We start from the raw sequence: 23,764 nt of genomic DNA on the forward strand, positions 1-23,764 counted from the left end.
TGTGGAAAAGCCCGGCGGCTGCATCCTAGAGGTAATTGAGCAAAACAATACAGTGTGTGTAATCACGGCGGCGGGTTTCGCTCCCGCCGCCGGAATTTCTTCACTTTTCAAACCTTTCCCTATGGCAGAAATGATCACTTCCCCGCAAAAAGGCAAAGGCCGCCGCAGTACGAAACGCTCTACCCGTGTGGATATGACGCCCATGGTAGATCTCGGCTTCCTCCTCATTACGTTTTTCATGCTGACCACCACGCTCGCCGAACCGAAGGCCTTACCGCTGATCATGCCGGCAGACGGGGCTTTCACGCCGGTAGCCGAAAGCAAATCCATCACCCTGCTCGTTCGCAGCGACCGCACCATTTCGTGGTACGAAGGAACGGGCGACGATCCCGCGAAGCCGCCACAGCTGCAGCATAGCACGTTTTCCGCGCAGAACGGTATCGGCGAAGTGATCCGCTCCCGGCAGCGCGCCGTAGCCGCAAAATGGGGCGATCCGGAAGAACTGATCGTGTTGATAAAAGCGGAGAACGGCGCCAGTTACGGCAATGTGGTGGATGCGCTCGACGAGATGAAGATCAACCGCGTGGCGCGGTATTCGCTGGCCGACATAACACCGCAGGAGGAGAAATTGTTGCAGCGTTAGGGCGCGCGGTGGGAGGGTTTTTCCCTTACCTTTAGTGTTCCAAAACACTATCGATATGGCAACCGTTCATTCCATCCCCTCCGTTGACCTGGCGGATTTCCGCTCCGGCGATGCCGCAAAGAAAGCAGCGTTCGTGACAGCCCTGGGCAAAGCGTATGAAGAAGTCGGGTTCGTAGCCGTGAAAAACCATGGCATTTCCGATGAGCTCATCAAGCAGCTGTACGACAATGTCCGCGCTTTCTTCCAGTTGCCGGCCAGCACCAAAAGCAAGTACGAAATCCCTGAACTGGCGGGCCAGCGCGGATATACTTCTTTCGGGAAGGAACACGCAAAGGGGTTCGATGCGCCCGATCTGAAGGAGTTTTTCCAGTTCGGGCAGTCGGTGGAAGACGATGACCCCATAAAGGAAAGCTATCCCAATAACGTGACGGTAAAAGAAGTGCCGGAATTCACGCCTACGCTGTACAAGGCGTACCGCGGGTTCGAAACCGCGGGCAATTCGCTCCTCCAGGCGATTGCGCTGTACCTCGGGCTCGACGAGCATTTCTTCGATAAAAAGATACACAACGGCAATTCCATCCTGCGCGCCATCCATTACCCGCCCATCACCCAGGAACCTGCTTCGGCCATCCGGGCGGAGCAGCATGAGGATATTAATTTAATTACTTTGCTCGTGGGCGCTTCGGCCGACGGATTGCAAATTCTGGATAAACAGGGGGAATGGGTGCCGGTCACGTCGTTGCCCGACCAGATCGTCGTGAACGTGGGAGACATGCTCCAGCGCCTCACCAACAATCGTTTGAAATCGACCACGCACCGCGTCGTAAACCCGCCGCGCGAGCTGTGGAATACCTCGCGGTTTTCCATCCCGTTTTTCCTGCATCCCAAGTCAGACATGGATCTTACGTGCCTGGCGCAATGTGTGGACGGCAGTCACCCCGAAGCATATGAGCCCATTACGGCCGGCGAGTACCTGGACGAGCGCCTGCGCGAGATCGGCCTGAAAAAATAAGAATCATTGACCTGCCCGGAGCCCGCGTTCCGGGTATTTTGTGCCTGCTCCTGAACAACTATGAAACTCTGTTCAGGGAATGAACAGGAATGAACGAAAACCGAAGGGGGCAGAATTGCGTTATTTCCGGCATGCATACCCATCAATTTATCCCGCTGGCGATGGATGACATGAGGATCATCACCGGCGGCACTCCCGTAGACGAAGCAACGGGCGATCTGCCCACATTGCCACCCGTCAGGAACGGCGACCCGAAAGATCCAACTACCGGATTACGCACCGAATCAACCGGCACCACCGGCCCGCGCATCGAACCGCCGGGCCTCGACGTGGCTGCCATGATGGGCGGCCGCTAGTTGCTGGCCGTAGCTGCGGGGGCGCTCGCCTGAAGGGCCGTTAGCTCTCCCGCGGTTACTCCCTTGCCATTGAACAACCGGTTGAAATAAGCGACCATCGCGGCATTGAGGCGGTATTCGTTGTAGGGGAAATTCATGAAATAACTATGCTGCCAGCGCGCCAGTTCCAGGAAGTTGACGTATTGCGCATTGGAAGCCCGCTGGCGCCTGGGCACCTTTTCTCCCAACTGCCGCTTCAGCGTGAGCAGATGTGCGCCTTTCAGCTGCAGATCGCGCTTGTTGTAATGCACGAAAACGTTCTTCGCGAAGTGGATCTTTTCCACCCAGCGGGCATGCCGCCGCATAGGCACGCAGGCTGCGTTGATGATGAGATTGTCTACGAACGGGGAGGCGTTCGCCGCCAGCACGCCCGTGTCTTTCCCCTTCATCATTTGCTCGAGGATGATATTGCCCATACTGTGGTAGAACGTGGAAATGGAGACGCCCTCGGTCCAGGGCTCCCCGTTTTCCCGGGCGGCCTGTATGGTACGCAGCAATTGCAGGTATTGCGGCGCGGAAAGCCGTGCGTTCTGCCGCGCGAACCGGAAGTTTTTCGATGGTTTGTAAGTGGTATTGATACTGGCGTAGTCGAACATGACCACGTTCACGGCGTATTGCGCGCTCATCAGCTGTGCCCGTTCCACGTTGGATGTGAAGATTTTGCCCATCCCCTCGGCATATACGACGATGTCGCGGTGGCGCGGGAGGTGGCCCATGGCTTCGGCGAGCGTGGGCTCTGGGTACACTTTCCAGGTCCCCTGCTGCTTTTCCAGGAAAAAGTACTTCAGGGCCGAGGTGTCTATGAATTCGTCCACGAAACGCAGACTGTCGGGATGTATGAACCGGTTGGTGACGAAAACGAGCGAAGTATCGCTGCCGGCGGGTCGCTCCTGTTGGGACTGCAGCGTGAACCGCGACCAGTACGCCTGGCTGTTGTAGTTGGAAAGCTGTCCATGGGCGGCGCAGGCCAGCGCAAGGAAAAAGCCTGTCAGAAGACGTTTCATGGGAATGCTGTTATTTCTTTAACGCCTAAACGAAACCAAATGTTTCGCCAGTTTGTACGTACAAGATTTATGCCTTGCTAACCCACGGATTATCAGGCACATTTAGGGGCGGGATTTGAATATTTCATTATTTTACTGGAAATTGAGGGGCGAACTGATATCCCAACGTGTTTTTACGTCACATCTCATTTTTGAAAGCAGTCTTGTTGCACAGCTTCACGGCATTCGGCGGCCCGCAGGGGCACCTGGCCATGATGATGAAAACCTTTGTGCAACAGCGCCGGGATGTTACGGAGAAGGAACTGATGGAATATAATGCGTTCTGCCAGTTGCTGCCGGGCGCTTCCAGTTCCCAGACCCTCACCCTCATCGGGTACAAACGCGGCGGCATTCCCCTCGCGGTAGCCACCCTCGCCATCTGGATCACACCGGCCTGCCTGCTCATGGGCTCCCTCAGCTTTTTGCTGCAATTCATGGACAAACGGGCCCTCAGCGTGGATATCTTCAAATATGTGCAGCCCATGGCCGTGGGCTTTCTCGCCTTCGGCGGCATCCGCGCCTACCAGATCAGTATCCGCAATACCGCTACTTTCGTCATCATGGTGGTAGCCATGGCGGCGGCGTTCTTTTTCAAATCCCCGTGGACGTTCCCCGCGCTCATCATCCTCGGCGGCACCATTTCCAACTTCAGCGACAAGCGCATCCCCGATATCAACGAACCGAGAAAGAAGATCCAGTGGGGCAACCTCTGGCTGTTTGCGCTCATTTTCGTGGCGGCGGGCGTGATGTCGGAAATGGCGCGTACCAATAACTGGATCACCCGGAGGCCGTTCAACCTGTTCGAGAACTTTTACCGTTTCGGAAGCCTCGTTTTCGGCGGGGGCGACATTCTCATCGCCATGATGCTGGAACAGTACGTGTTCCGCTCCAAAAGCCAGTTCATGTCTGCCGAAGAGCTGCTGACCGGCGCGGGGATCATGCGCGCGATGCCGGGCCCCACCTTTTCGGTGTCTGCCTATGTGGGCGGCATGGTCATGCGCAGTTTGGGGCCGGGGTACCAGTTCCTCGGCTGCATCATCGCGCCGGTGGCTATTTTCCTGCCGAGCATGCTGCTGGTACTGTTTTTCTTCCCTATCTGGAACAACCTGAAAAAACATGTGGTGATCTACCGCGCCCTCGAAGGGATCAATGCGGTGGTGGTGGGCGTGATGTGGGCGGCTACCATCTTCCTCTTCATATCCATCCCCGTTACCTGGTACAACGTGCTGCTGATGGTCACTACGTTGTGCCTGCTTTGCTTTACGAAACTTCCTTCCCCCGTGATCGTTATCGCCTGCATTTTGGCGGGCGCGCTCCTGTAATCAGGCCTGTTGCCGCCAAACGCTGGCCAGTTCCCGCTTCCGGCGTTCCGTGATGTCGAGTACCGACTGGTTGTGCAAATGCAATTGCAGCCGGTCGTGGTCGATGTGGTGGATGTGGGGCAACTGCACCATCTGGTGATTGTTGACCTGGTAAAAGCGCATCCCGGCGAAAAGCTCCGTGTAATAGCGGAAGGGGCGGCGCGACTGGAGTAGGTCGCCGTTGGAAAGGCTGAAGAGGGTTTTATCGGTGCCGCCTTCGACGTACGCGATATTTTCCACCGGGGCTACGAATTCGCCGCCGCCGGTAAGGGGGATCACGATCTGGTGAACGTCGCGGGAGGTTTTGCCGAAGTTGTGGAGGAGCACATCGTACCGCTCCTGGCGCCCGGGCGATCCGAGGCGCTGGCGAACGGCCTGCACGGCCTGCTGGAGGCTTTCGCGGTCGATGGGTTTGAGGATCAGCTCCACTTCACTGAAGCGGATGGTATGGAGATAGCGTTTCTCGAACGCGGTTACGAAAATGGTTTCGAAAGTGGAGTCGTAGGCGCCTGTGAGCACGTCGAACCCGGTGCCGTCGGGCATTTCGAGATCGAGGAACACGAGTTGCGGGCGCTGCTCGCGGATTTGGGCGATCCCTTCACGGCAATTCCCCGCCTGTGCCACCGCTTCGATGTCGGGGCAATAGCGTTGCAGCATGAGGGAAATAATATCCCGGCTGTTCCGCTCGTCGTCAATGATTACTGCACGGATCATGGGTCTTCCAATTTGGTCCCGTTTTTACAACTGGGGGATCAGCACTCTCACGATGGTGCCGCTTTCCTGTGTCTCGCGGGTGGATTTGTCTATGATTTCGATCTGGATGCCGGTATTGTACATTTTGTTCAATAACTCCGCCCTGTTGAAGCTGATTTCCATGCCGGACGACTGGTGATGGCCGGGGAGCGTCCGCAATTGGCGGCTGCGCTCGATGCCGATGCCGTTATCTTCCACCAGGCATTCGAGCATGTCGTGGGCGATCATGGTAAAGCGAATGGTCAATCGTCCTGTTGTGTGCTCTTCGTTGTTCATCCCATGCTTGACGGCGTTCTCCACATAAGGCTGTAACAGCATCGCAGGCACTTCCAGCTCTGCCGTGTTCAGCGTGGGGTCCATCAAAATCTCGTAACTCATCTTCTGTTCAAACCGCATCTTTTCAAGACCAAGATAAGTATTTAAATAGGTTATTTCGTCGGCCAGGGAAATAAAATTGCGGCGGGAGAAGTCCAGCGTCTTGCGGATCAGGTACGAGAAATCGGACAGGTATTTCTGTGCGTGCTCGTAATCGCGCTGCATGACGAACAGCTGGATCGAGTTGAGGCAGTTGAAGATGAAATGGGGGTTGATCTGCGCGCGGATGGCTTTGAGCTCGATTTCCGCGAATTTCTTGCTGTATTCGGCCTCCATCTGGAGCTTGCGCTGTTCTTCCAGTTCCGTTTTCCGCCGGACGATCTCGGTGGTCTGTTCCCGCACCAGTTCTTCCAGCTGCTCGTTGAGCTTGCGCTGGAGCTCCTTGTTTTTGTTCAGTTGCTTGATGAGCAGCTCCTGGGTCCGGGTCTTTTCCTGGTGCACGAGCTTGTTCCGGTAACTGAGGCCTGCGGCGTATGAGAGGGATTGCAGCAGCACGCCCACCACCAGCAGCAGGTACGGGCTTACCAGCTCGGGAAGCGGGGTGAAGGGAACGGGCTCGGTATTGCGGAGGAACGACCAGATAGACAGGATGTACAAACTGAGCGATCCGTAAAGGAAAAACCGGATGAGGGGATGATGGCGCATCCGCCGCCCCAGGGCTATGAAAGAAATCCCGAAAGGTATCAGCGACGCAAAGGTGGCCCAGGTGAAGATCCCGCCGGGGAGAACGAAGTTCCCCATGGCCATAGACACGAAGCAGGCAAGGATGCACCCGGCATAGAAAATATTACTGTAAAAATAGTACCGCGCCATGAGGGGGAACCTTTCCCGGAGGTTCAGGAACGCGCTGCCGAAGAGCATGGACATGAAATAGAAACAGCCGATGAGGGCCGGAACGTCCCAGAAATATTTCAGCAGCGGTATGCCGTGGAAGAACGACAGCTGATAGGGCTTCGTTTCCAGCCGGAGGCAGAAAAACAGGATCAGGCCCAGCAAATACACCGAAAAATACATGCTCGGCCTGTCTGGCAGCTGGATGTAATTGATGATGGTGATGCTGAGCAAAACCAGCAGCATACCGATAACGATCTGGATCACCAGCACTTCGGCTTTATACAGGTCTGCCTCGTGGTGCCGGAACTGCGCGTAGTGAATGGCGTCGTACAGCACGGGCATGAGCTCGTTTTCGCGGTAGTAGGGGTTGGTGATGTGGAGGAAGAAAGTGCGCACCTGGCCGGCAGGCACATGAACGGGAAAGGCGTACCGGTCCCAGCGGTCCCCTTCCGGCTCGTACATCATCATGCCTGCGCTGGAAAGGAGCCGGAGCCCGCCGGACGCGTTTTGCGCATAGAACCGGAGCTGTTCCTGCCAGCCTGCGAAGAGGTACAGCATGGAATCGACCGGCCCGGTATTGCGGATGGTCAGCCGCAGCCAGCAATCGTTCTGGCGGTGGAGGAGTTTTTTCCTGGGGTGGAAGATGGACGTGTCTTTCCCGAAGGGAAGCGCCGCGGCGGTGGCGGGCGTGGCTTCGCCCGTAAAAACAGACAGTTGGTGCCGGAGGTCGAGCCTGTCAACCGGCCGGGAAAAGTCGAGTTGCAGCGTATCCTGGGCGCCGGCGCGTTCCGTCCACAGGAGAACGGAACAAATCATCAGGCATATCAGGGATAGGCGCTTCACTTGAATGGCTTATGAATTGGGGATGAATTGATCGATGACGCGGGCGAGCGCGCGGTCTTTTTCCGTGACGGTGTTGCCGGCGCTATGGGTGCTCAGCCAGATCTCCACTTTGTTCCAGGTGTTGGTCCAGGTGGGATGATGGTCCATTTTCTCCGCAGCCAAAGCTACTTTGGTCATGAAAGCAAAGGCTTCGCGGAAGTCGGGAAAGGTGAAGGCGCGGTACAGGTGCCGCTCGGTTTCCTGCCACATGGTGCGTTGTTTTTGCGGTGGACGGTTGGGGAATAAGTTATCAGAATATCAGGTTAATGCGGTTCTTGATGTCGCGCATATCCAATAGCGACGCCATTTGTACCAGTTCTGCCTTCCTGCATTGTTCGATGAGCGCTTTCACGTCTGCCTGTTGGTAGTAATTGCCCTTGATGAGCCAGAGGTAATCCACGTGCTTCAGTTCGGGGAGCAGGAATTCCGCTTTGCAATGATTGTTGTAGAAGTAATGCCCGGCGCCCTTGGTGATCTCCTGGTGCTCGTACACGGTGAAGAAAAAGGAGCGGCGGTTCTTGGCGAGATTGATCTCCAGGGTGTTGTTCACCCGGAAATCGAACCCGAGTTGTTTGTTGAGTTGCCAGATAAGCTGATAGTCTTTGGCCTGGGAAATGATCCCTGCCAGCCAGGTGTCTTCGAAAAAATCTTCCACCAGTGCGTCCTGGTCCAGCTTCAATTTAAGTACAGACATGCGGTAAAGTTATCGAAAAAGGTCTGGCACCTATTTTTTCTTTTTGGGCAACGCTGTGTTCTTTTTGGTCAACGGCGGGTTCCAGAACTTATCCGTAAAGCCGACGACCTGGTTATTGCGTACTTCGACGCCTTCCTGTTCCAATAATTCCTGCATTAAAGTGGGGGTGGCGAAGTGGACAGCGCCGGTCAGGAGGCCTTTGCTGTTGACCACGCGATGGGCCGGAACGGGCGGATGGGCTTTCCCGGCCTGGTGCATGGCCCAGCCCACCATGCGGGCGGTGAGGCGGATGCCGGCCCTTTCGGCGATGGCGCCGTAGCTGGTGACCCGCCCGCGGGGGATTTTCCGGGCGATGCTGAATACCCGCTCGATGAAATCAGGCTCCGTCTTTTGGGCGGCGGGCTTCGAGGAGGCGCTTTCTTTTTTCTTCGGGGACGTTTTCATAATCAAACGGGCAATGCAGGCAGCCGTTGCCGCAGCAATATCCCCGTTCCCGGTGGAAATGCTCGGTCAGCACAACATATCCCTGCTCGTTGTAATAAAAATCAATATTTTCCTGCAGCTGCTTCTTCATCCGTTGCGAGGTTCGCGGCTTTCCAGTCGATCGGCGCAGCCGGTAATGCAAATTTAAGGAACCGGATGGTTCTGCCGTCTGCCAGGTGCATGCCTTCATAATAGGTCTGGATCTGGAGGAGCTCCGGAACCGGGGACAAGGCGTATACGTCGGGAACGTCGGTGATGAGGCGGCATCCCATCCGGGCGATCACCATTTTGGTGAAGGTGTATAGCTCCGTGGAGTCGGTTTTCAGGTTCACGGTGCCGCCGTCTCCCAGGAGCTGCTGGTAGAGCGCGAGGAACCGGGGGTGGGTGAGGCGTTTTTTGGCCTTGGACTGCCGGAGGAAGGGGTCGGGAAAGGTGATCCAGATATCTTTCACTTCGCCGGGCGCGAAATAATCGGTGATTTGCTCGATCTGGGTGCGCAGGAAGGCTACATTGGCTATCTTTTGATCGATGGCGGTTTTTGCGCCTTTCCAGATGCGGTTGCCTTTCAGGTCTACCCCCATAAAGTTCTCTTCAGGGTATTTCCGTGCCAGGCCGAGGGTGTAATCGCCTTTACCGCAGGCCAGTTCGAGGGTGAGCGGGTGGCTGTTCCCGAAATGGCTGTTCCATTTCCCCGGCATGTCTTTCGGATAGATGAGCACGTTGGGAAAGGTCTCAATTTCCGCGAATCGCTGTAATTTCTTGTGTCCCATGAGGGCGCAAAAGTACGAAAAGGGATCAAAACCCCTATCTTGCGGACGCCGGGTGGGCCGGAAAGGTCGGATTTGCGGGTGCAAAACGGTCAGAAATGGAGTTGTGATGGGGAAAAACAAAACGCACCGGCGTAAACCGGTGCGTTGAGATGCTGTAGGGGTAGGAGTCGAACCTACACGAGGCAGTTAGCCATAGCACAAATAAGATTAGTGGTCAACCCATTACGCTACGTTTATCCCGTGATCCTCACCCCCGAGACGAGAGGGCATGTCTGCCAATTTCATCACCCCACAAAGTTGATAATTCCCTTGGCTGGGTAAGCGTTGTTTTCAACGATTATGATGCAAATCTAAAGAGAAGGGGTATTTTTTGCAAATTTTTTAAGAGAAATTTTGGAAATTTCGAGATTTTTTAAATATTTGCATGTAAGTTTAAAACATTCAAAAACACTTTGTCAAAATGAGCCACAATTTGAATATTGACAAACTGGACCTGCAGATCATCAGCGAGATGATGTCTAACGCTGAAATCTCCTATGCTGACCTGGGGAAGAAGCTGTTCGTATCAGGCGGTACGATCCATGTAAGGATGAAGAAACTGCAAGAGCTGGGTATCGTTAAAGGTACGAGATTACATGTAGATTTAAAAATGATCGGGTACGACGTCATTGCCTTCATCGGCATTTTCCTCGAAAAAAGCTCCATGTATGACACTGTGGCGAAGGAATTGCGCAAGCTTCCCGAGATCGTTCGCCTTAATTATACCACCGGCGGCTGGAGCATGTTCGCAGAAATCATCTGCAAAGATATTTCCAACCTCCGCCGCGTACTGCACGACGAGCTCCAGAAAATCAAAGGGATCGAGCGCACCGAAACGTTCATTTCCCTCGAGGAAAGTTTCACGCGCACCATCAACGTAGTAGAGTAAGGTCGCAGGTTTCACGTTATGAGCGAAAGGCAAAAAGGGAGACGGTCGCCGTCGCCCTTTTTGCCGTTTTATGCGGATCACCTGAATCCCAATCTCCTCCCCATCGCCGGGCTCAGCTCCGGCAACTTCCTTCTTTCAATGAGGAAACTCGTCAGCCGCGCAATGTCTGCAAAGATGTAATGCTTGTCCAGCGCGCCTTTCAGATAATCTCTCCCCGTACTTCCGCCCGTTCCGATCCGCGTGCCGATCACCCGCTGCACCATGCTCATGTGCCGGTAACGCCAGGTGCTCAGTTGTTCATCGATCTCCAGCAACGCGTTCAGCAGCTGGAAAGGCAGTTGCAGCAAGGGATAGCCGCGGTATAGCATGATGAACAGCGCCGCGCGGCTGGCTCTCGGAGAAAGGTGGCCTGCCCCTTCGCCGTCGCCGAAAACTTTGTCGAAATACGCGCGGTTGGCCTGTTCGGCATCTGCAAGGCCGGCCATATAGATGTTACGGTAATCGTTGAACCACAGCGAATCGCCGGCGGCAGAGGCGCTGGTGGCGGGCTGATAATCGGCCCAGTTGCCGGGCTCCTCGAAGAAGGGCATGCGCTCCAGCCAGTCGTTGAGGAGCTTCAGCACGGAAGGTTCCCGCTCGGCCCGGCGGATAATTTCGATCTTGTCGGGCGTGAGCTGGGAGATGTAATATTCCTGTCCGAAGCGGTTTTCGTATTGCAGGCCCAGCCTGGCTTCGAGGGTTTTGAACTGCCAGCTCTGGAAACCGGACGCCGGGCGGAGCATGTCGCGGAAATCGAGGAAGTCCATGGGCGTCATCGTTTCCATGATATCGATCTGCTGCACGAGCAGCTTGAGGATGGTAACGCTGCGGTTAAGCCGGTGAACGACCGTCTGCAATTCGGGGGAATTGTCGTTCACGGCGGGTTTGCTCATGATATCGGCGACGGATTCCACTTCGAAAAGCAGCTGTTTGAACCACAGTTCATAAGCCTGGTGGATGACGATGAAGAGCATCTCGTCGTGCGCGGGAAGCCCCAGTTTGTCGGATTCCGGGTGTTGCGCGTTCAATATGGCGTCCAGTTGCAGGTACGGGCCGTACTGCACATTCGTTTGTTGCATGTGTTAAATAGATAAATTGAGGAAAGGGCCGCACTGGCGGCCGTTCAGCAGTATAACGGTCGGGAGTGGTTCAGGTTGGGCTTTTGATGATGTTTTTCCAGATATTCATGGCGTCGGTTTAAAGCGAGGGTGTTTTGCCGCCGTCCACCGGCAGGTTGATACCGGTGATATAAGCAGCGGCGGGCGAAGCCAGGAAAGCGACGGCGGCGCCGAATTCGGCGGGATCGCCGAAGCGTTGCATGGGGATTTCCTGCCGCCATTCTTCGGCCACGGTGGCTTCTGAAACGCCACGGCTTTCGGCGTTGGCACGGAAGAGGCTGCGGAGGCGGTCGGTGCTCATGGACCCGGGGAGCACATTATTAACGGTGATCCCGAAAGGCGCCAGTTCGCCCGCGAGGGTTTTGGCCCAGTTGGCGACGGCGGCGCGAATGGTATTGGAGACGCCGAGGTTGCGCAGCGGGGTTTTGACGGAAGTGGAAATGATCTGGATGATGCGACCGTATCCGGCTGCCTTCATTCCCGGGACTACGGCCTGGGCCAGCAGCTGGTTGCAGACCAGGTGGGCCTGGAACGCGGATACGAAAGCGCCGCCTTCGGCAGCGAGGATCGGGCCGCCCGAGGGGCCGCCGGTATTGTTGACGAGGATGTGAACGACGCGGTCGTTGGTAATGGCGCGGATGACGGCCTGCACCTTTTCGGGCTGGTTGAAATCGGCCGTGAACCAGGCGTGCTGCTGGCCCTGGGAAGCGTCGAGCGAAGCCACGGCGGCCTGCAACGGCCCCTCGCTGCGGGCGATGAGGATGCAGCTGGCCCCCAGCAGGGCGATTTCCCGGGCGGATGCGAGCCCCAGGCCCTGGGAGCCCCCGCAGATTACGGCGGTTTTACCTGTCAGCGCGATGTTCATGCGGTAAAAGTAAGGAATCGGCCCCGATCCCCGCACGGCGTATGATTTTTTTTCATTAGGTTTGCAATACATAAAACTGCACCCAGGCCGTTCAGGAAATAGGTATATTTTTTGTTACTTCGCGATAGAACGGCTGAAATACAAGACATTTACAGCATTACAAATTAGATTAATGGAATATAACACCGCACGCAATCACCTCATCATGCGGGAGTACGGCCGGAACGTACAGCGGATGATCGAATACATATTGACGTTGAAAGACCGTGAGCACCGTCAGCAGCAGGTTTCCGCCGTCATCGAACTGATGGGCATCCTGCAGCCGCACCTCCGCAACGTGGAAGATTTCCGGCATAAACTGTGGGACCACCTCTTCCTGGTGTCCGACTTCAGGCTGGACGTGGACTCCCCATACCCCATCCCCACCCGGGAAACGCTGCGCTCCAAACCCGAGCGCCTGCCCTATCCCAAAAAACATCCCCGCCACCGCCACTTCGGGAAAAACCTCGAACGTGTGATCGATAAAGCGCTCGCCACCGATAATCCCGAGATGAAAGACGGGTTCGTGCAGGTGATCGGCAATTACATGAAACTGGCATACGGTAACTGGCATAAGGAAAACGTGCATGACGACGCCATCCGCGCCGAACTGTCGGCTATCACCCACGGCGAACTGCAATACTATCCCACATCCGGCAACGCCAACCCGGCGCCCGTGATCAGTATGGAAACCCAGTTCCGCGCTCCCGGCAACACCACCGCGCCTGCTCCGAACAGCAACAACAATAACAACAAGCGTAAGCAGTTCCAGCAGAACAACTACAAGCAGAACAAGAGCAACAAGAACAAACACAAATACAACAAAAACAGGAACAAGTGATCAACGCGTTCGAAGTTAGAGGCGGCAACCGTCTGAAAGGAGAAATTATACCGCAGGGAGCCAAAAACGAAGCATTACAGATTATCAGCGCGGTACTGTTGACACCCGGAAAAGTGACCATCAGCAACATCCCCGACATCGTGGACGTGAACCTGCTGATCGAGCTGCTGGCAGACGCCGGCGTGAAAGTGAACCGCGTTTCCCGCTCCGTTTGCGAATTCCAGGCCGATGCCGTTAACATGGATTACCTGGAAAGCCCCGAGTTCAAAAAGAAATCAGGCCGCCTGCGCGGCTCCGTGATGATGGCCGGCCCCCTGCTGGCCCGTTTCGGTAAAGCGTATATCCCCAAACCCGGGGGCGACAAAATCGGCCGCCGCCGGCTCGATACGCACGTGATCGGGTTCGAGCGCCTGGGCGCTTCCTTCGTGTACGATACGGACGATAACTATTTCCGCCTGGAGTCGCCCAAAAGCGGCCTCAACGGCACTTATATGCTGCTCGACGAGCCCAGCGTAACCGGCACCGCCAACATCGTGATGGCCGCCGCGCTGGCCAATGGCACCACCACCATTTACAACGCCGCCTGCGAGCCTTACCTGCAGCAGCTTTGCAAAATGCTCAACAGCATGGGCGCTAAGATCAAGGGCGTAGGTTCCAACCTCCTCGAGATCGAAGGCGTTTCCAGCCTGAGCGGCTGCGAGCACGCCATGCTGCCCGATATGATCGAGATCGGGTCTTTCATCGGCCTGGCCGCCATGACCCAATCCGAGATCACCATCAAGAACGCAGGCATCAAAAACCTCGGCATCATCCCCGAAAAATTCGGGCTGCTGGGCATCAAAATGGAATACCGGGGCGATGATATCTTCATCCCCGAACAGGAAAGCTACGAGATCCAGAACTTCCTCGACGGCTCCATCCTCACCATTTCCGACCACCCCTGGCCCGGCTTTACGCCAGACCTGCTGAGCATCGTGCTCGTAGTGGCCACCCAGGCGAAAGGCAGCGTGATGATCCACCAGAAAATGTTCGAAAGCCGGCTGTTCTTCGTAGACAAGCTCATCGACATGGGCGCCCAGATCATCCTCTGCGATCCGCACCGCGCCGCTGTGATCGGCCTCGGCCGTCAGCACCCCCTGCGGGGCATCACCATGAGCAGCCCCGACATCCGTGCCGGCGTTTCGCTCCTGATCGCCGCGCTCAGCGCACAGGGGAAAAGCACCATCCATAACATCGACCAGATCGACCGCGGCTACCAGTATATCGACGAGCGCCTGCGGAACCTGGGAGCAGATATCAAGCGCGTCTAAACCACATGGCATCCAACAAGATCATTATTATTACCGCTCCCTCGGGCGCGGGTAAAACCACCATCGTACGCAAACTGCTGGCAGACATGCCGCAGCTCGCCTTCTCCATCTCCGCCGCCACCCGCTCGCCCCGCGAAACGGAAACGCACGGGAAGGATTATTACTTCATGTCGCCCGAAACCTTCCAGGAGCATATCGAACAGAACGATTTCGCCGAATATGAAATGGTTTATGCCGGGAAGTATTACGGAACGCTGAAGAGCGAACTGCAACGGATCTGGGACAACGGGCAAACGCCCATGGTGGATATCGACGTGAAAGGCGCGCTGAGCATCAAGGAAAAATACCACGGAACGGCGCTGACCATCTTCATCCAGCCTCCTTCGCTCGACGCGCTGCGGGTACGCCTCAGCGAGCGGGGAACGGAAACCCAGGCGAGCCTGGACGAAAGGCTGGGGAAAGCACGGTACGAGCTATCGTTTGCCAGGGAATTTGATTATATTGTTGTAAATGAGGTGCTGGAAACGGCTTATGCCGAAGTGAGGAAATTGATCGAAACCTTTTTGGCCCGTTAACCGTTATTGATGGGCGCGATTGCCGTAGCCCTTAAACACATATCTTTGAACGGATGGATATTTACACGATCGTTTTACTGGTATTAGTGATATTGCTGGCGGGTTTCTTCGCCGGCATGGAAACGGCGTTCGCCAATATCAACCGGCTGAGCATCGAGCTGAAGAAGAAACAGGGCCGCGTAGCCGGCAGGATCCTGGCCGGCTTCAGCGATCACCCCGCCAAAATCCTCGCCACCAGCCTCATCGGCCTCACCATCAGCATCGTTATTTATAGTATGCTGGTTGCCGGATGGCTGGACCAACTGTGGCTCACCATCTGGAAATCGGAAGAGCAGGTGGCGAAGTTCGTGGCATTGACGCTTTTCATCGAGATTTGCGCGGCTACGCTGCTGGTGCTGTTTTTCGGGTTTTTCATCCCGCGAAGCATCTTCCGCTCCCGCCCCGAAGCCCTGCTGAGCTTTTTCGCATGGCCCATTTCGGTACTGTCGAAACCTTTTTACGTGATCGGCGCCATGCTGGAGTCAATTTCGGAGTGGATACTGAAATACCTGTTCAATGTGCGCATCATCGAGAACAAAAGTTCCTTCGGGCGGGTAGACGTGGAATATTTCATCCGCCAGAGCCAGCAGCACATGGGCGAAAGCCAGGAACTGAACACCGAGCTGTTCGAAAACGCCCTCAGCCTGGTGCACGTCAAGATCCGCGGATGCCTCATCCCGCGGAAAGAGATCGAAGCGCTGGACATTTCCGCCACGATAGAAGACTGCCGGAAGAAGTTCATCGATACGAAATTGTCCAAAGTCATCATCTACGAACAAAATATTGACAATATTCTCGGATATGTGCACCAGCTGGACATGTTCAAGAACCCGAAAGACATTCGCACCGTCATCCACCCCATCCTCGCCGTGCCCGAAACCATGAGCGCGATCGACCTGTTGGGGAAATTCAACAAGGAGCGGAGAAGCATCGCCTGGGTGGTGGACGAGTTCGGCGGAACGGCCGGGATCGTGACGATCGAAGACGTGCTGGAGGAGATTTTCGGGGATATCAAGGATGAGCACGATGTGGAGGAGTTCGTGGAGAAGCAGATAGCGGAGAAGGAATACATTTTTTCCGGCCGCCTGGAGCTGGATTACCTGAACGAGCGGTACGGGTTCGATTTCCCGGAAGATGAAAGCGAGACCCTTTCCGGTTACATCATTTCCCATTACGAGACGATCCCGCGGTTGAAGGAGCGCATTATTATCGACAATTACGAGTTTGATGTGCTGAACGTGACGGATACGCGGATCGAGATGGTGAAAATGAAAATCCTGGATTAGGCAATCCGGCCTGATTGTTGCTGTAATTTAGAGGAATGGCTGTATTTTCAAGCTGTTCCGGAAACGGGAGAAAGTCCGCCGTTTCCATCAAAAACAAAGTGTATCGGTTGATTGGCAGTGATTTAGAAAACGGTTTCAGTTATATTTATTTTTTAATATAATATAATGGCTGCAAAATCGTTTTTTACAAGAGTGGTAGGAAATTAACACGAACGGAAAGCCTTTAGGTGCTGATACGTAACACAATAATTTGATTTTTGTTAAAAGGTTGTAAAAAACTTTGTTGTAACATTGATAATACGATATTTCTTTCTATTTTTGTTTTAGAAAATTGAATGCTTTAGTCACGATTGCGACTTACATCTGAATAGCTTGCCATTAAAGGGTGCAAGTTTCAATCCAACAGAAGCGAAAAAGACATTCTCGAATTCAACTTTTTTGGGGTTAACAAACAATGGATGAAAGGCCGGCTCTTGATTCTTCTCGGGCTGGCTCTTTTTTTTGCCCTATATCAATCTCCTCTTACTTTCTCGTAATTTTCTTATTACCTTAGCCACCGTTTTTTTTCACATTCAACTCTTCGGGGCATGTTATATTTGTGCTCCTGATTCTGATAGCGCATGTTAAAGAAGTTATTCTCGAGTAACGAGGAAAAAGCAGAGATGTCGTTTTTCGACCACCTGGAAGAGCTCCGGTGGCACCTGGTCCGCTCTGCAGCTGCGATCGTGATCGTGAGCATCCTGGGATTCGTGTTCACAGACTGGATCCTGACCAAAGTGATCTTCGGCCCCACACAGGCCGACTTCCCCACCTACAGATGGATTTGCTCCGCCAGCCATTATTTCGGACTGGGCGATAAAATGTGCATCACACCGCCGCCCATCGTTTTCCAGAATACCAAAATGGCCGGCCAGATCATGCTCCAGTTCAAACTGGCCATGATCATCGGCGTTATCGGCGCTTTCCCGTACGTGTGCTGGGAACTGTGGCGGTTTATTCGCCCTGCCCTGAAAGACAATGAGGCCAAGGGCTCCAGGGGCGTTATTTTTTGGGTAAGCCTCCAGTTCCTCATGGGCATCGCGTTCAGCTACTTCCTCATCGCCCCGTTCATGATCAACTTCCTCGCCAGCTACACCGTGTCTGAAGTGATCAAGAACGACTTCTTCATCGACGATTATTTCGGGCTCATGTCGCAGATCATCCTCGGGATGGGCGCACTGTTCGAAATGCCGATCCTCGTATATTTCCTCACCAAGCTGGGCATTCTTACGCCTACCTTCATGCGGAACTACCGGAGGCATGCGATCGTCGTTATCCTCGTACTGGCGGCCATCATCACCCCGCCCGACGTACTTGACCAATTGCTCGTTTTCGTACCTTTATACCTGCTGTATGAAGTGAGTATCCTGATCTCGGCCAGAACGTATGCGAAGAAAGAGAAAGCGGAAATCGAAGAGTGGTCCTGATAAGACAGCAGATTCAACTACCATCAACACCAAATAAAAATCCATTGGGTATGGAACAAACGACATTCGATCTTTCCCTGCCGATCGCCATCGGGTCTGACCACGCTGGGTTCGATTACAAGGAAGAAGTGATTTCCTGGCTGGAAGGGAAAGGGATACAGGTAAAGGATTTCGGCACTTATTCTGTCGACTCCGTGGATTACCCCGATTTCGCGCACCCGGTAGCCAGCGCCGTGGAAGACGGGACACATGCCTTCGGCATCCTGATCTGCGGCAGTGCGAACGGCGTGGCCATCACGGCCAACAAGCACCAGGGCATCCGCGCGGCCATTTGCTGGGGCGACGAACTTGCCCGCCTGGCGAGGAGCCACAACAACGCCAATGTGCTTTGCATCCCCGCGCGCTTCGTAAGCGTGCCTACGGCAACCGAAATGGTGGACGTGTTCATGTCTACCCCTTTCGAAGGCGGCCGTCACGAAAACCGCGTAAAGAAGATCGCCTGCATGTAGACCGCGCAGGGCCGGGTCTTTCGGCAAATATTTTTCAAAGAGGCTGTGCAAACAGCCTCTTTTTATTTGAATGGTAGCGGTGGCAACAGCCGTAAACCTTAATTTTAGCGCATTAAAAACCTGCGAATGAAGAAACAATCGATGCTGGCCTGCCTCCTTGCCATCGGGACCGCCGCCTGCGCACAGAAGGCCGCCACGCCCCTGAAGCGCACCGCCGCCACGCCCTATGCGGAGACCATCACGGCCGCCAAGCTCAAAAAACACCTGTTTATCGTAGCCGGCGACGAAATGGAAGGCCGCGAAACCGGCACCCCCGGCCAGTATAAAGCCGCCAAATATATCATCGAACAGTTCAAAGCCGCGGGGCTCGAGCCCGGTGCAGGCAACGGCGAATGGGAACAGCCTTTCTCGCTCCTGCAAGACACCCTGGCACAAAGCTCCATCCAGGCCGGCGGCAAAACCTTCTCATTCGGACAGGAATATTACGCCTCCGTGAAAGAAGCCGTTAGCCAGCAACTTGGCGCCACGCCCGCCGTATTCGCCGGTTACGGCGTTGCCACCGAAACGGCCGACCCCTGGAAAGGTATGGACGGCAGCGAAAAGATCGTGGTACTGGCAGAAGAAGATGGCGCCAAAAAAGGCGCGATCACCGATAAACTCCGCAACGCAGCCGGGCACGGCGCCGTAGCGGTATTCATGGTCAGCGAGCGGTACAACCTCGGCGGCCGCGGCGGCTCCCGTATGCGCCGCACCGGCCTCTACTGGCCCATGATGAAAACCATGGAATACATCCCCAATACCTACTTCGTGTCTCCCGAAGTGGCCAGCGCCATCTTCGGAAAACAATGGCCGGAACTGGTAGCCGCCGCCAAAACCGGCACCACGCCCATCACCGGACAGGTAACCGCCCTCGAATTCAAAAAGGGAACGGAAGAAATAAAATCCAGCAACGTGCTCGGCATCCTGCCCGGTACCGATCTGAAAGACGAATACGTGTTCGTGACGGCGCACTACGACCACGTGGGCATTATCAACGGACAGATCCATAACGGCGCGGACGACGACGGTTCCGGTACGGTATCCGTTATCGCCATGGCAGACGCTTTCATGAAAGCGAAGAAAGCCGGTAAAGGACCGCGCAGAAGCATCGTGTTCATGACCGTTTCCGGTGAAGAAAAAGGGCTGCTGGGATCGCAGTATTATACCGACCATCCCATCTATCCCCTCGCCCAAACCGTTACCGACCTGAACATCGACATGATCGGGCGGATAGACGACGATCACAAGACGGACACGAATTACGTGTACATCATCGGCGACGACAAGCTCAGCTCAGACCTTCGCCCCATCAGCGAAGCCGCCAACAAGCATACGGGGCTGACCCTGGATTACAAATACAACGATCCCAACGATCCCAACCGTTTCTACTACCGTTCGGACCATTACATGTTCGCGCAACATAAAATTCCCATCATCTTCTATTTTAACGGGGTGCATGAGGATTACCATCGCCCGGGTGACAAACCGGAAAAAATCCACTACAACCTCCTGGCGAAACGCGCCAAACTGGTGTTCTACACCGCCTGGGAGGTCGCCAACCGGAAAGACCGGCTGAAGGTGGACAGGAACGAGAAATAACTGAAAAGCGGCCTCCGGGCCGTTTTTTTTATGCCCTTGCGCCACGTTGTTTATCCACTTATTTCGTGATCCGGCCGTCAAATCGTACTTTTACCACTCGCAAATTTTTTCAGTGATGAGTGCAAACTATTTAGACGGCCTGAACGACCGGCAAAGAGAAGCGGTATTGACCCTGCAGGGGCCGCTGATGATCATTGCCGGTGCCGGATCGGGCAAAACCAAGGTACTGACGACGAGGATCGCCCACCTGATGCGTAACGGGGTGGACGCTTTCAATATACTTTCCCTGACGTTTACCAACAAGGCAGCCAAGGAAATGAAGGAACGTGTGGAGAAGATCCTCGGCAGCAACGAGGCCCGCAATCTCTACATCGGCACCTTCCACTCCGTGTTTGCCCGCCTGCTGCGTGCAGATGCCCCGAAGATGGGCTACCCCAGCGATTTCACCATTTACGACGCAGACGACGCCAAGAGCGTGGTGAAAACCATCATCAACGAGCTGAACCTCGACGATAAACACTACAAACCGAACCTCGTATACAACCGCATTTCCGCGGCCAAGAACAGCCTTATCGGGCCGGAAGCGTACCAGGTGGATTATTACCTCCAGCAGGAAGATCAGCGCGCCAGCCGCCCGCTGACCGGGAAAATCTACGACATGTACGTGAAGCGCTGCTACAAGAACGGCGCCATGGACTTCGACGACCTCCTGTTCAAAATGTACCAGCTGCTGAAGGGCTTCCCCGACGTGCTCGCCAAGTACCAGCACAAGTTCAAGTACATCATGATCGATGAGTACCAGGATACCAACCCCGCGCAGTACGAAATCGTGAAACTGCTCGGTGCCGTCCATGAAAATATTTGCGTGGTGGGAGACGATGCGCAGTCGATTTACTCCTTCCGCGGCGCCACCATCCAGAACATCCTCCAGTTCGAGAAAGATTACGACGATGTGAAGGTGGTAAAGCTGGAACAGAACTACCGCTCCACCAAATCCATCCTCCACGTCGCCAACGAAGTGATCTCGAAAAACAAGGGCCAGATCGAAAAGAACCTGTGGACGGACAATGTGGAGGGCGACAAAATCAAGCTGGTACGCACCAATACCGATAACGAAGAAGGTAAAATGGTGGCCGACAGCATCGCCGAACTGAAGCTGCGCAACCACTTCTCCAACCGCGATTTCTGCATCCTCTACCGTACCAACGCGCAAAGCCGGTCGTTCGAGGAAAGCCTTCGCCGGCAGGCCATTCCCTACCGGATCTTCGGCGGGCTTTCGTTCTACCAGCGCAAAGAGATCAAGGATTTCATCGCGTACCTGCGGATCATCGCCAATTCCCGCGACGAAGAAGCCCTCAAGCGCATCATCAACTACCCCGTCCGCGGCATCGGTAAAACCACCATCGAAAAGGTGTCTATTCTCGCCAACGACCAGAACATCACTTTCTGGGAAGTGCTGGAAAGAGCGAACGAATTCGGTTTCAAAGGCGGTACGCTCGAAGCCATCGCGAATTTCGTGATCATGATCCAGAGCTTCCGCGTGATGCTCGACAAACATAACGCCTACGAAGTGGCCGTTCAGGTGGGTAAAAGCACCGGCATCGTGAAGGAGCTCTTCAACGACAAAACCACCGAAGGCCTCGCCCGTTACGAAAACGTGCAGGAACTGTTGAACTCCATCAAGGAATTCACGGAAACGCCGACGGAAGACGGCGAACTGCTTGACGATAAATCCCTCGGCATCTACCTCCAGCAGATCACCCTGCTCACCGATGCAGACAATACCAACGACGAGAACAGCGACGTGGTGAAACTCATGACCATCCACGCTTCCAAAGGCCTCGAATTCCCGGTGGTATTTAACGTGGGACTGGAAGAAGGGCTTTTCCCGAGTGGATTGTCTATCAACTCCCGCGAGGAGCTGGAAGAAGAGCGCCGGCTTTTCTATGTGGCCGTGACGCGTGCCAAGAGCCGCCTGTTCATCACTTACGCCAATAGCCGTTACCGTTTCGGACAGTTGCAGCAGAACGAGCCGAGCCGCTTCCTGGAAGAAATTCCCGAGAAGTACCTCGATCGCAGCTACGCCGGCGGCGGCCTCCGCAACAGCGCAAGCATGGGTGGCGGCGGCGGTGCCTCCTGGGGCACGATGTTCGACAAGCGCAAGACGCCGGGCGCACCGGCAGGGCCTTCCCGCCCTGCACAGCAGGAGCCGCGGCCCCGCGTGATCTCTTCCCCGGCTGCCACGAACCATACGCCGTCGGCCAACTTCACGGCAGACGATCCGGCGAATATGGAAGTGGGCATGGACGTGGAGCACCAGAAATTCGGCTTCGGAAAGATCATCAGCATGGAAGGCGCGCCCAACAACCGCATCGCCACGGTGATGTTCCCCAAGGCGGGCGGCGAAAAGAAGATCATGCTCAATTACGCCAAACTCATGATCGTTCGGCAGTAATTTTTCATAACATTACTCACCCGGGCCGGCCGATCAACGGCCGGTCTTTTTTTTGAGAATATGAGCAGCAGCGATATGGAAAAGTTGCGCACCTATTGCGCTTACCAGGAAAGGTGCCATTCCGAAGTGAAAGAGAAATGCCGGGAACTGGGGCTTTACGGAGACGCGGCCGACGAGGCCATCGCGCAACTGGTGCAGGATAATTTCGTGAACGAGGAACGCTACGCCCGCGCCTACGCCGGCGGAAAGTTCCGCATGCGGCAATGGGGGCGGAAGAAGATCAGCCTCATGCTGAAGCAGAAACAGGTGTCGGATTACTGCATCCGGAAAGGATTGTCGGAAATCGACCCGGAAGATTACGACCGGGTGCTGAAGCAGCTCGCGAAACGGAAATTCGCCAGCCTGAAGGGAGAACAACCGATGAAGCGGACGTGGAAAACCATGCAGTACCTCCTGCAAAGGGGCTTCGAATCCGATCTTTCCCGCGAAGCGGTTGAAGAAATTTCAAAAAAGACGGAATAATCCTGCATGATTTCAAAACTTTCTAAGTTATTGCTGCGTAAATTTGAGGTCGTTTCGCTAGAATCATAATTGTATGTCAGATTTAACCGTTTCGCTCGTTCAGGCGAATTTGCATTGGGAAGATATTGCGGCCAACCTGGCCATGTTCGATGAAAAAATCGACGCCATCAAGGAAAGGACGGAAGTGATCGTGCTGCCCGAGATGTTTTCCACCGGCTTCAGCATGGCGCCGGAAAAGCTGGCCCAGACGATGGACGGCTCTGCCGTACAATGGATGAAGCAGAAAGCGAAGCAAAAGAATGCCATCATCACCGGGAGCCTCATCATCGAGGAAAACGGACAATATTTCAACCGCCTCCTCTGGATGCTGCCTAACGGGCAGTTCGGCACCTACAATAAACGTCACCGCTTCGGCTTTGCCGGGGAAGACGATCATTACGAAGCGGGCGACAAGCGCCTCATCGCTTCCGTAAAAGGCTGGAAAATCAACCTGACCGTGTGTTACGACCTGCGTTTCCCCGTTTGGAGCCGCAACACCATCAAAGACGACGGGCAGCCGGAATACGACGTGCTCATCAACGTCGCCAACTGGCCCGAGCGCCGCAGTACGCCCTGGAAAGCCCTCCTGCAGGCGCGCGCCATCGAAAACCAGTGCTACATGATCGGCGTGAACCGCGTCGGCAACGATGGCAATAACATCTACCACAGCGGAGATACCAGCCTCATCGACCCCGTCGGCGAGATCATTTACCGCAAGGAGCACGACGAAGATGTGTTTACCTACACCCTCAGCCGTCGGCACCTCGACGAACTGCGCGCGAAATTCCCTTTCATGAAAGACGCCGACCGTTTCATGATCCTCTAAAAAATCGGGTGGGATTTGGCTAAC

General features: G+C 54.9%; 25 protein-coding genes. 15 read left to right on the forward strand and 10 right to left on the reverse strand.

What is annotated here, in order from left to right; genetic code table 11:
- The first annotated feature begins 121 nt into the window (after window positions 1–121).
- The 3 genes from ACQKLP_RS02210 to ACQKLP_RS02220 all read left to right on the forward strand — a co-directional run bounded on the left by ACQKLP_RS02210 (window position 122) and on the right by ACQKLP_RS02220 (window position 2,011).
- A complete protein-coding gene (locus tag ACQKLP_RS02210; RefSeq protein WP_427319640.1) occupies window positions 122–643 on the forward strand; it encodes an ExbD/TolR family protein in 522 nt (173 codons plus the stop codon).
- A gap of 55 nt (window positions 644–698) precedes the next feature.
- Window positions 699–1,655, forward strand: coding sequence for an isopenicillin N synthase family dioxygenase (locus ACQKLP_RS02215; RefSeq protein WP_427319642.1), 957 nt, complete (start codon window positions 699–701; stop codon window positions 1,653–1,655).
- 131 nt (window positions 1,656–1,786) lie between these two features.
- A complete protein-coding gene (locus ACQKLP_RS02220; protein ID WP_427319644.1) occupies window positions 1,787–2,011 on the forward strand; it encodes a hypothetical protein in 225 nt (74 codons plus the stop codon).
- On the opposite strand, the gene ACQKLP_RS02225 is transcribed toward ACQKLP_RS02220, so the two are convergent.
- Window positions 2,008–3,054, reverse strand: coding sequence for a hypothetical protein (locus ACQKLP_RS02225; protein ID WP_427319646.1), 1,047 nt, complete (start codon window positions 3,052–3,054; stop codon window positions 2,008–2,010). The genes ACQKLP_RS02220 and ACQKLP_RS02225 overlap by 4 nt on opposite strands.
- A 191-nt stretch (window positions 3,055–3,245) precedes the next feature.
- Between ACQKLP_RS02225 and chrA the strand changes: the two genes are divergently transcribed.
- Window positions 3,246–4,415, forward strand: coding sequence for a chromate efflux transporter (gene chrA, locus ACQKLP_RS02230; protein WP_427319648.1), 1,170 nt, complete (start codon window positions 3,246–3,248; stop codon window positions 4,413–4,415).
- On the opposite strand, the gene ACQKLP_RS02235 is transcribed toward chrA, so the two are convergent.
- From ACQKLP_RS02235 to trmB, 7 genes are read right to left on the reverse strand one after another with little or no spacing between them, the layout of a single operon-like run.
- Window positions 4,416–5,168, reverse strand: coding sequence for a LytR/AlgR family response regulator transcription factor (locus ACQKLP_RS02235; protein ID WP_427319650.1), 753 nt, complete (start codon window positions 5,166–5,168; stop codon window positions 4,416–4,418).
- Window positions 5,169–5,192: 24 nt separating this feature from the next.
- On the reverse strand, window positions 5,193–7,232 hold the full coding sequence (locus ACQKLP_RS02240) for a histidine kinase (RefSeq protein WP_427319652.1): 2,040 nt from the start codon (window positions 7,230–7,232) through the stop codon (window positions 5,193–5,195).
- A 36-nt stretch (window positions 7,233–7,268) separates the two neighbouring features.
- The gene (locus ACQKLP_RS02245) at window positions 7,269–7,508 is read right to left on the reverse strand and encodes a 4a-hydroxytetrahydrobiopterin dehydratase (RefSeq protein WP_341842433.1); all 240 of its coding nucleotides are present in this window, start codon (window positions 7,506–7,508) and stop codon (window positions 7,269–7,271) included.
- Window positions 7,509–7,548: 40 nt separating this feature from the next.
- The gene (locus tag ACQKLP_RS02250; RefSeq protein WP_427319654.1) at window positions 7,549–7,992 is read right to left on the reverse strand and encodes an IPExxxVDY family protein; all 444 of its coding nucleotides are present in this window, start codon (window positions 7,990–7,992) and stop codon (window positions 7,549–7,551) included.
- Between the two features lie 30 nt (window positions 7,993–8,022).
- Window positions 8,023–8,436, reverse strand: coding sequence for an MGMT family protein (locus ACQKLP_RS02255; RefSeq protein WP_427319656.1), 414 nt, complete (start codon window positions 8,434–8,436; stop codon window positions 8,023–8,025).
- Window positions 8,369–8,566 (reverse strand): DUF5522 domain-containing protein, encoded by a 198-nt coding sequence (locus ACQKLP_RS02260; RefSeq protein ID WP_126245780.1) that lies wholly within the window; start codon window positions 8,564–8,566, stop codon window positions 8,369–8,371. The genes ACQKLP_RS02255 and ACQKLP_RS02260 overlap by 68 nt, the downstream gene beginning before the upstream one ends.
- Window positions 8,538–9,245 carry a tRNA (guanosine(46)-N7)-methyltransferase TrmB gene (gene trmB / locus ACQKLP_RS02265; protein WP_427319658.1) on the reverse strand — a complete coding sequence of 236 codons (708 nt, stop codon included), beginning with the start codon at window positions 9,243–9,245 and terminating at the stop codon, window positions 8,538–8,540. Before trmB ends, ACQKLP_RS02260 begins: the two co-directional genes overlap by 29 nt.
- Before the next feature lie 460 nt (window positions 9,246–9,705).
- On the opposite strand from trmB, the gene ACQKLP_RS02270 reads away from it, so the two are divergent.
- A complete protein-coding gene (locus ACQKLP_RS02270) occupies window positions 9,706–10,173 on the forward strand; it encodes an Lrp/AsnC ligand binding domain-containing protein (protein ID WP_126245778.1) in 468 nt (155 codons plus the stop codon).
- 77 nt (window positions 10,174–10,250) lie between these two features.
- Here ACQKLP_RS02270 and ACQKLP_RS02275 read toward each other — a convergent pair whose 3' ends face one another.
- Window positions 10,251–11,291 (reverse strand): tryptophan 2,3-dioxygenase, encoded by a 1,041-nt coding sequence (locus ACQKLP_RS02275; protein ID WP_427319661.1) that lies wholly within the window; start codon window positions 11,289–11,291, stop codon window positions 10,251–10,253.
- A 118-nt stretch (window positions 11,292–11,409) separates the two neighbouring features.
- Window positions 11,410–12,195 carry an SDR family oxidoreductase gene (locus tag ACQKLP_RS02280; RefSeq protein ID WP_427319663.1) on the reverse strand — a complete coding sequence of 262 codons (786 nt, stop codon included), beginning with the start codon at window positions 12,193–12,195 and terminating at the stop codon, window positions 11,410–11,412.
- A 172-nt stretch (window positions 12,196–12,367) separates the two neighbouring features.
- Here ACQKLP_RS02280 and ACQKLP_RS02285 point away from each other — a divergent pair, with 172 nt between their 5' ends.
- The 10 genes from ACQKLP_RS02285 (at window position 12,368) to ACQKLP_RS02330 (ending at window position 23,740) form a co-directional block, all read left to right on the forward strand.
- Window positions 12,368–13,075 carry a DUF4290 domain-containing protein gene (locus ACQKLP_RS02285; protein ID WP_427319665.1) on the forward strand — a complete coding sequence of 236 codons (708 nt, stop codon included), beginning with the start codon at window positions 12,368–12,370 and terminating at the stop codon, window positions 13,073–13,075.
- The gene (gene murA, locus ACQKLP_RS02290; RefSeq protein ID WP_427319666.1) at window positions 13,072–14,385 is read left to right on the forward strand and encodes a UDP-N-acetylglucosamine 1-carboxyvinyltransferase; all 1,314 of its coding nucleotides are present in this window, start codon (window positions 13,072–13,074) and stop codon (window positions 14,383–14,385) included. The genes ACQKLP_RS02285 and murA overlap by 4 nt, the downstream gene beginning before the upstream one ends.
- A gap of 5 nt (window positions 14,386–14,390) precedes the next feature.
- Window positions 14,391–14,960 carry a guanylate kinase gene (gene gmk, locus ACQKLP_RS02295; RefSeq protein ID WP_341842442.1) on the forward strand — a complete coding sequence of 190 codons (570 nt, stop codon included), beginning with the start codon at window positions 14,391–14,393 and terminating at the stop codon, window positions 14,958–14,960.
- A 53-nt stretch (window positions 14,961–15,013) separates the two neighbouring features.
- Window positions 15,014–16,285 (forward strand): hemolysin family protein, encoded by a 1,272-nt coding sequence (locus ACQKLP_RS02300; RefSeq protein WP_427319668.1) that lies wholly within the window; start codon window positions 15,014–15,016, stop codon window positions 16,283–16,285.
- Between the two features lie 620 nt (window positions 16,286–16,905).
- Entirely contained in the window at window positions 16,906–17,751 is an 846-nt protein-coding gene (tatC, locus tag ACQKLP_RS02305) for a twin-arginine translocase subunit TatC (RefSeq protein WP_427319670.1), read from the forward strand.
- Between the two features lie 50 nt (window positions 17,752–17,801).
- Window positions 17,802–18,260, forward strand: coding sequence for a ribose 5-phosphate isomerase B (gene rpiB / locus ACQKLP_RS02310; protein ID WP_427319672.1), 459 nt, complete (start codon window positions 17,802–17,804; stop codon window positions 18,258–18,260).
- A gap of 126 nt (window positions 18,261–18,386) precedes the next feature.
- Entirely contained in the window at window positions 18,387–19,898 is a 1,512-nt protein-coding gene (locus tag ACQKLP_RS02315; protein WP_427319674.1) for a M28 family peptidase, read from the forward strand.
- Window positions 19,899–20,013: 115 nt separating this feature from the next.
- The gene (locus ACQKLP_RS02320) at window positions 20,014–22,353 is read left to right on the forward strand and encodes an ATP-dependent helicase (RefSeq protein ID WP_427319676.1); all 2,340 of its coding nucleotides are present in this window, start codon (window positions 20,014–20,016) and stop codon (window positions 22,351–22,353) included.
- 60 nt (window positions 22,354–22,413) lie between these two features.
- Window positions 22,414–22,875, forward strand: a complete 462-nt coding sequence (locus ACQKLP_RS02325) for a regulatory protein RecX (RefSeq protein ID WP_427319678.1) — start codon at window positions 22,414–22,416, stop codon at window positions 22,873–22,875.
- 73 nt (window positions 22,876–22,948) lie between these two features.
- Window positions 22,949–23,740: an amidohydrolase gene (locus ACQKLP_RS02330; RefSeq protein ID WP_427319680.1), complete on the forward strand. Its 792-nt coding sequence runs from the start codon at window positions 22,949–22,951 to the stop codon at window positions 23,738–23,740.
- Window positions 23,741–23,764 lie beyond the last annotated feature (24 nt).

Origin of the sequence: Chitinophaga sp. NPDC101104, from assembly GCF_050277495.1 — a bacterium.
GTDB lineage: Bacteria > Bacteroidota > Bacteroidia > Chitinophagales > Chitinophagaceae > Chitinophaga.

What these genes read in the sequence shown, in the direction of transcription:
- ACQKLP_RS02255 (WP_427319656.1), bottom strand. Translation starts at nt 8,436, where the DNA reads ATGAAAACGTCCCCGAAGAAAAAAGAAAGCGCCTCCTCGAAGCCCGCC.
- tatC (WP_427319670.1), top strand. Translation starts at nt 16,906, where the DNA reads ATGTTAAAGAAGTTATTCTCGAGTAACGAGGAAAAAGCAGAGATGTCG.
- ACQKLP_RS02250 (WP_427319654.1), bottom strand. Translation starts at nt 7,992, where the DNA reads ATGTCTGTACTTAAATTGAAGCTGGACCAGGACGCACTGGTGGAAGAT.
- ACQKLP_RS02225 (WP_427319646.1), bottom strand. Translation starts at nt 3,054, where the DNA reads ATGAAACGTCTTCTGACAGGCTTTTTCCTTGCGCTGGCCTGCGCCGCC.
- ACQKLP_RS02240 (WP_427319652.1), bottom strand. Translation starts at nt 7,232, where the DNA reads ATGATTTGTTCCGTTCTCCTGTGGACGGAACGCGCCGGCGCCCAGGAT.
- ACQKLP_RS02320 (WP_427319676.1), top strand. Translation starts at nt 20,014, where the DNA reads ATGAGTGCAAACTATTTAGACGGCCTGAACGACCGGCAAAGAGAAGCG.
- ACQKLP_RS02260 (WP_126245780.1), bottom strand. Translation starts at nt 8,566, where the DNA reads ATGAAGAAGCAGCTGCAGGAAAATATTGATTTTTATTACAACGAGCAG.
- rpiB (WP_427319672.1), top strand. Translation starts at nt 17,802, where the DNA reads ATGGAACAAACGACATTCGATCTTTCCCTGCCGATCGCCATCGGGTCT.
- ACQKLP_RS02325 (WP_427319678.1), top strand. Translation starts at nt 22,414, where the DNA reads ATGAGCAGCAGCGATATGGAAAAGTTGCGCACCTATTGCGCTTACCAG.
- ACQKLP_RS02300 (WP_427319668.1), top strand. Translation starts at nt 15,014, where the DNA reads ATGGATATTTACACGATCGTTTTACTGGTATTAGTGATATTGCTGGCG.
- trmB (WP_427319658.1), bottom strand. Translation starts at nt 9,245, where the DNA reads ATGGGACACAAGAAATTACAGCGATTCGCGGAAATTGAGACCTTTCCC.
- ACQKLP_RS02285 (WP_427319665.1), top strand. Translation starts at nt 12,368, where the DNA reads ATGGAATATAACACCGCACGCAATCACCTCATCATGCGGGAGTACGGC.
- gmk (WP_341842442.1), top strand. Translation starts at nt 14,391, where the DNA reads ATGGCATCCAACAAGATCATTATTATTACCGCTCCCTCGGGCGCGGGT.
- ACQKLP_RS02245 (WP_341842433.1), bottom strand. Translation starts at nt 7,508, where the DNA reads ATGTGGCAGGAAACCGAGCGGCACCTGTACCGCGCCTTCACCTTTCCC.
- ACQKLP_RS02270 (WP_126245778.1), top strand. Translation starts at nt 9,706, where the DNA reads ATGAGCCACAATTTGAATATTGACAAACTGGACCTGCAGATCATCAGC.
- ACQKLP_RS02280 (WP_427319663.1), bottom strand. Translation starts at nt 12,195, where the DNA reads ATGAACATCGCGCTGACAGGTAAAACCGCCGTAATCTGCGGGGGCTCC.
- ACQKLP_RS02330 (WP_427319680.1), top strand. Translation starts at nt 22,949, where the DNA reads ATGTCAGATTTAACCGTTTCGCTCGTTCAGGCGAATTTGCATTGGGAA.
- ACQKLP_RS02315 (WP_427319674.1), top strand. Translation starts at nt 18,387, where the DNA reads ATGAAGAAACAATCGATGCTGGCCTGCCTCCTTGCCATCGGGACCGCC.
- ACQKLP_RS02220 (WP_427319644.1), top strand. Translation starts at nt 1,787, where the DNA reads ATGCATACCCATCAATTTATCCCGCTGGCGATGGATGACATGAGGATC.
- ACQKLP_RS02275 (WP_427319661.1), bottom strand. Translation starts at nt 11,291, where the DNA reads ATGCAACAAACGAATGTGCAGTACGGCCCGTACCTGCAACTGGACGCC.
- ACQKLP_RS02210 (WP_427319640.1), top strand. Translation starts at nt 122, where the DNA reads ATGGCAGAAATGATCACTTCCCCGCAAAAAGGCAAAGGCCGCCGCAGT.
- ACQKLP_RS02235 (WP_427319650.1), bottom strand. Translation starts at nt 5,168, where the DNA reads ATGATCCGTGCAGTAATCATTGACGACGAGCGGAACAGCCGGGATATT.
- ACQKLP_RS02215 (WP_427319642.1), top strand. Translation starts at nt 699, where the DNA reads ATGGCAACCGTTCATTCCATCCCCTCCGTTGACCTGGCGGATTTCCGC.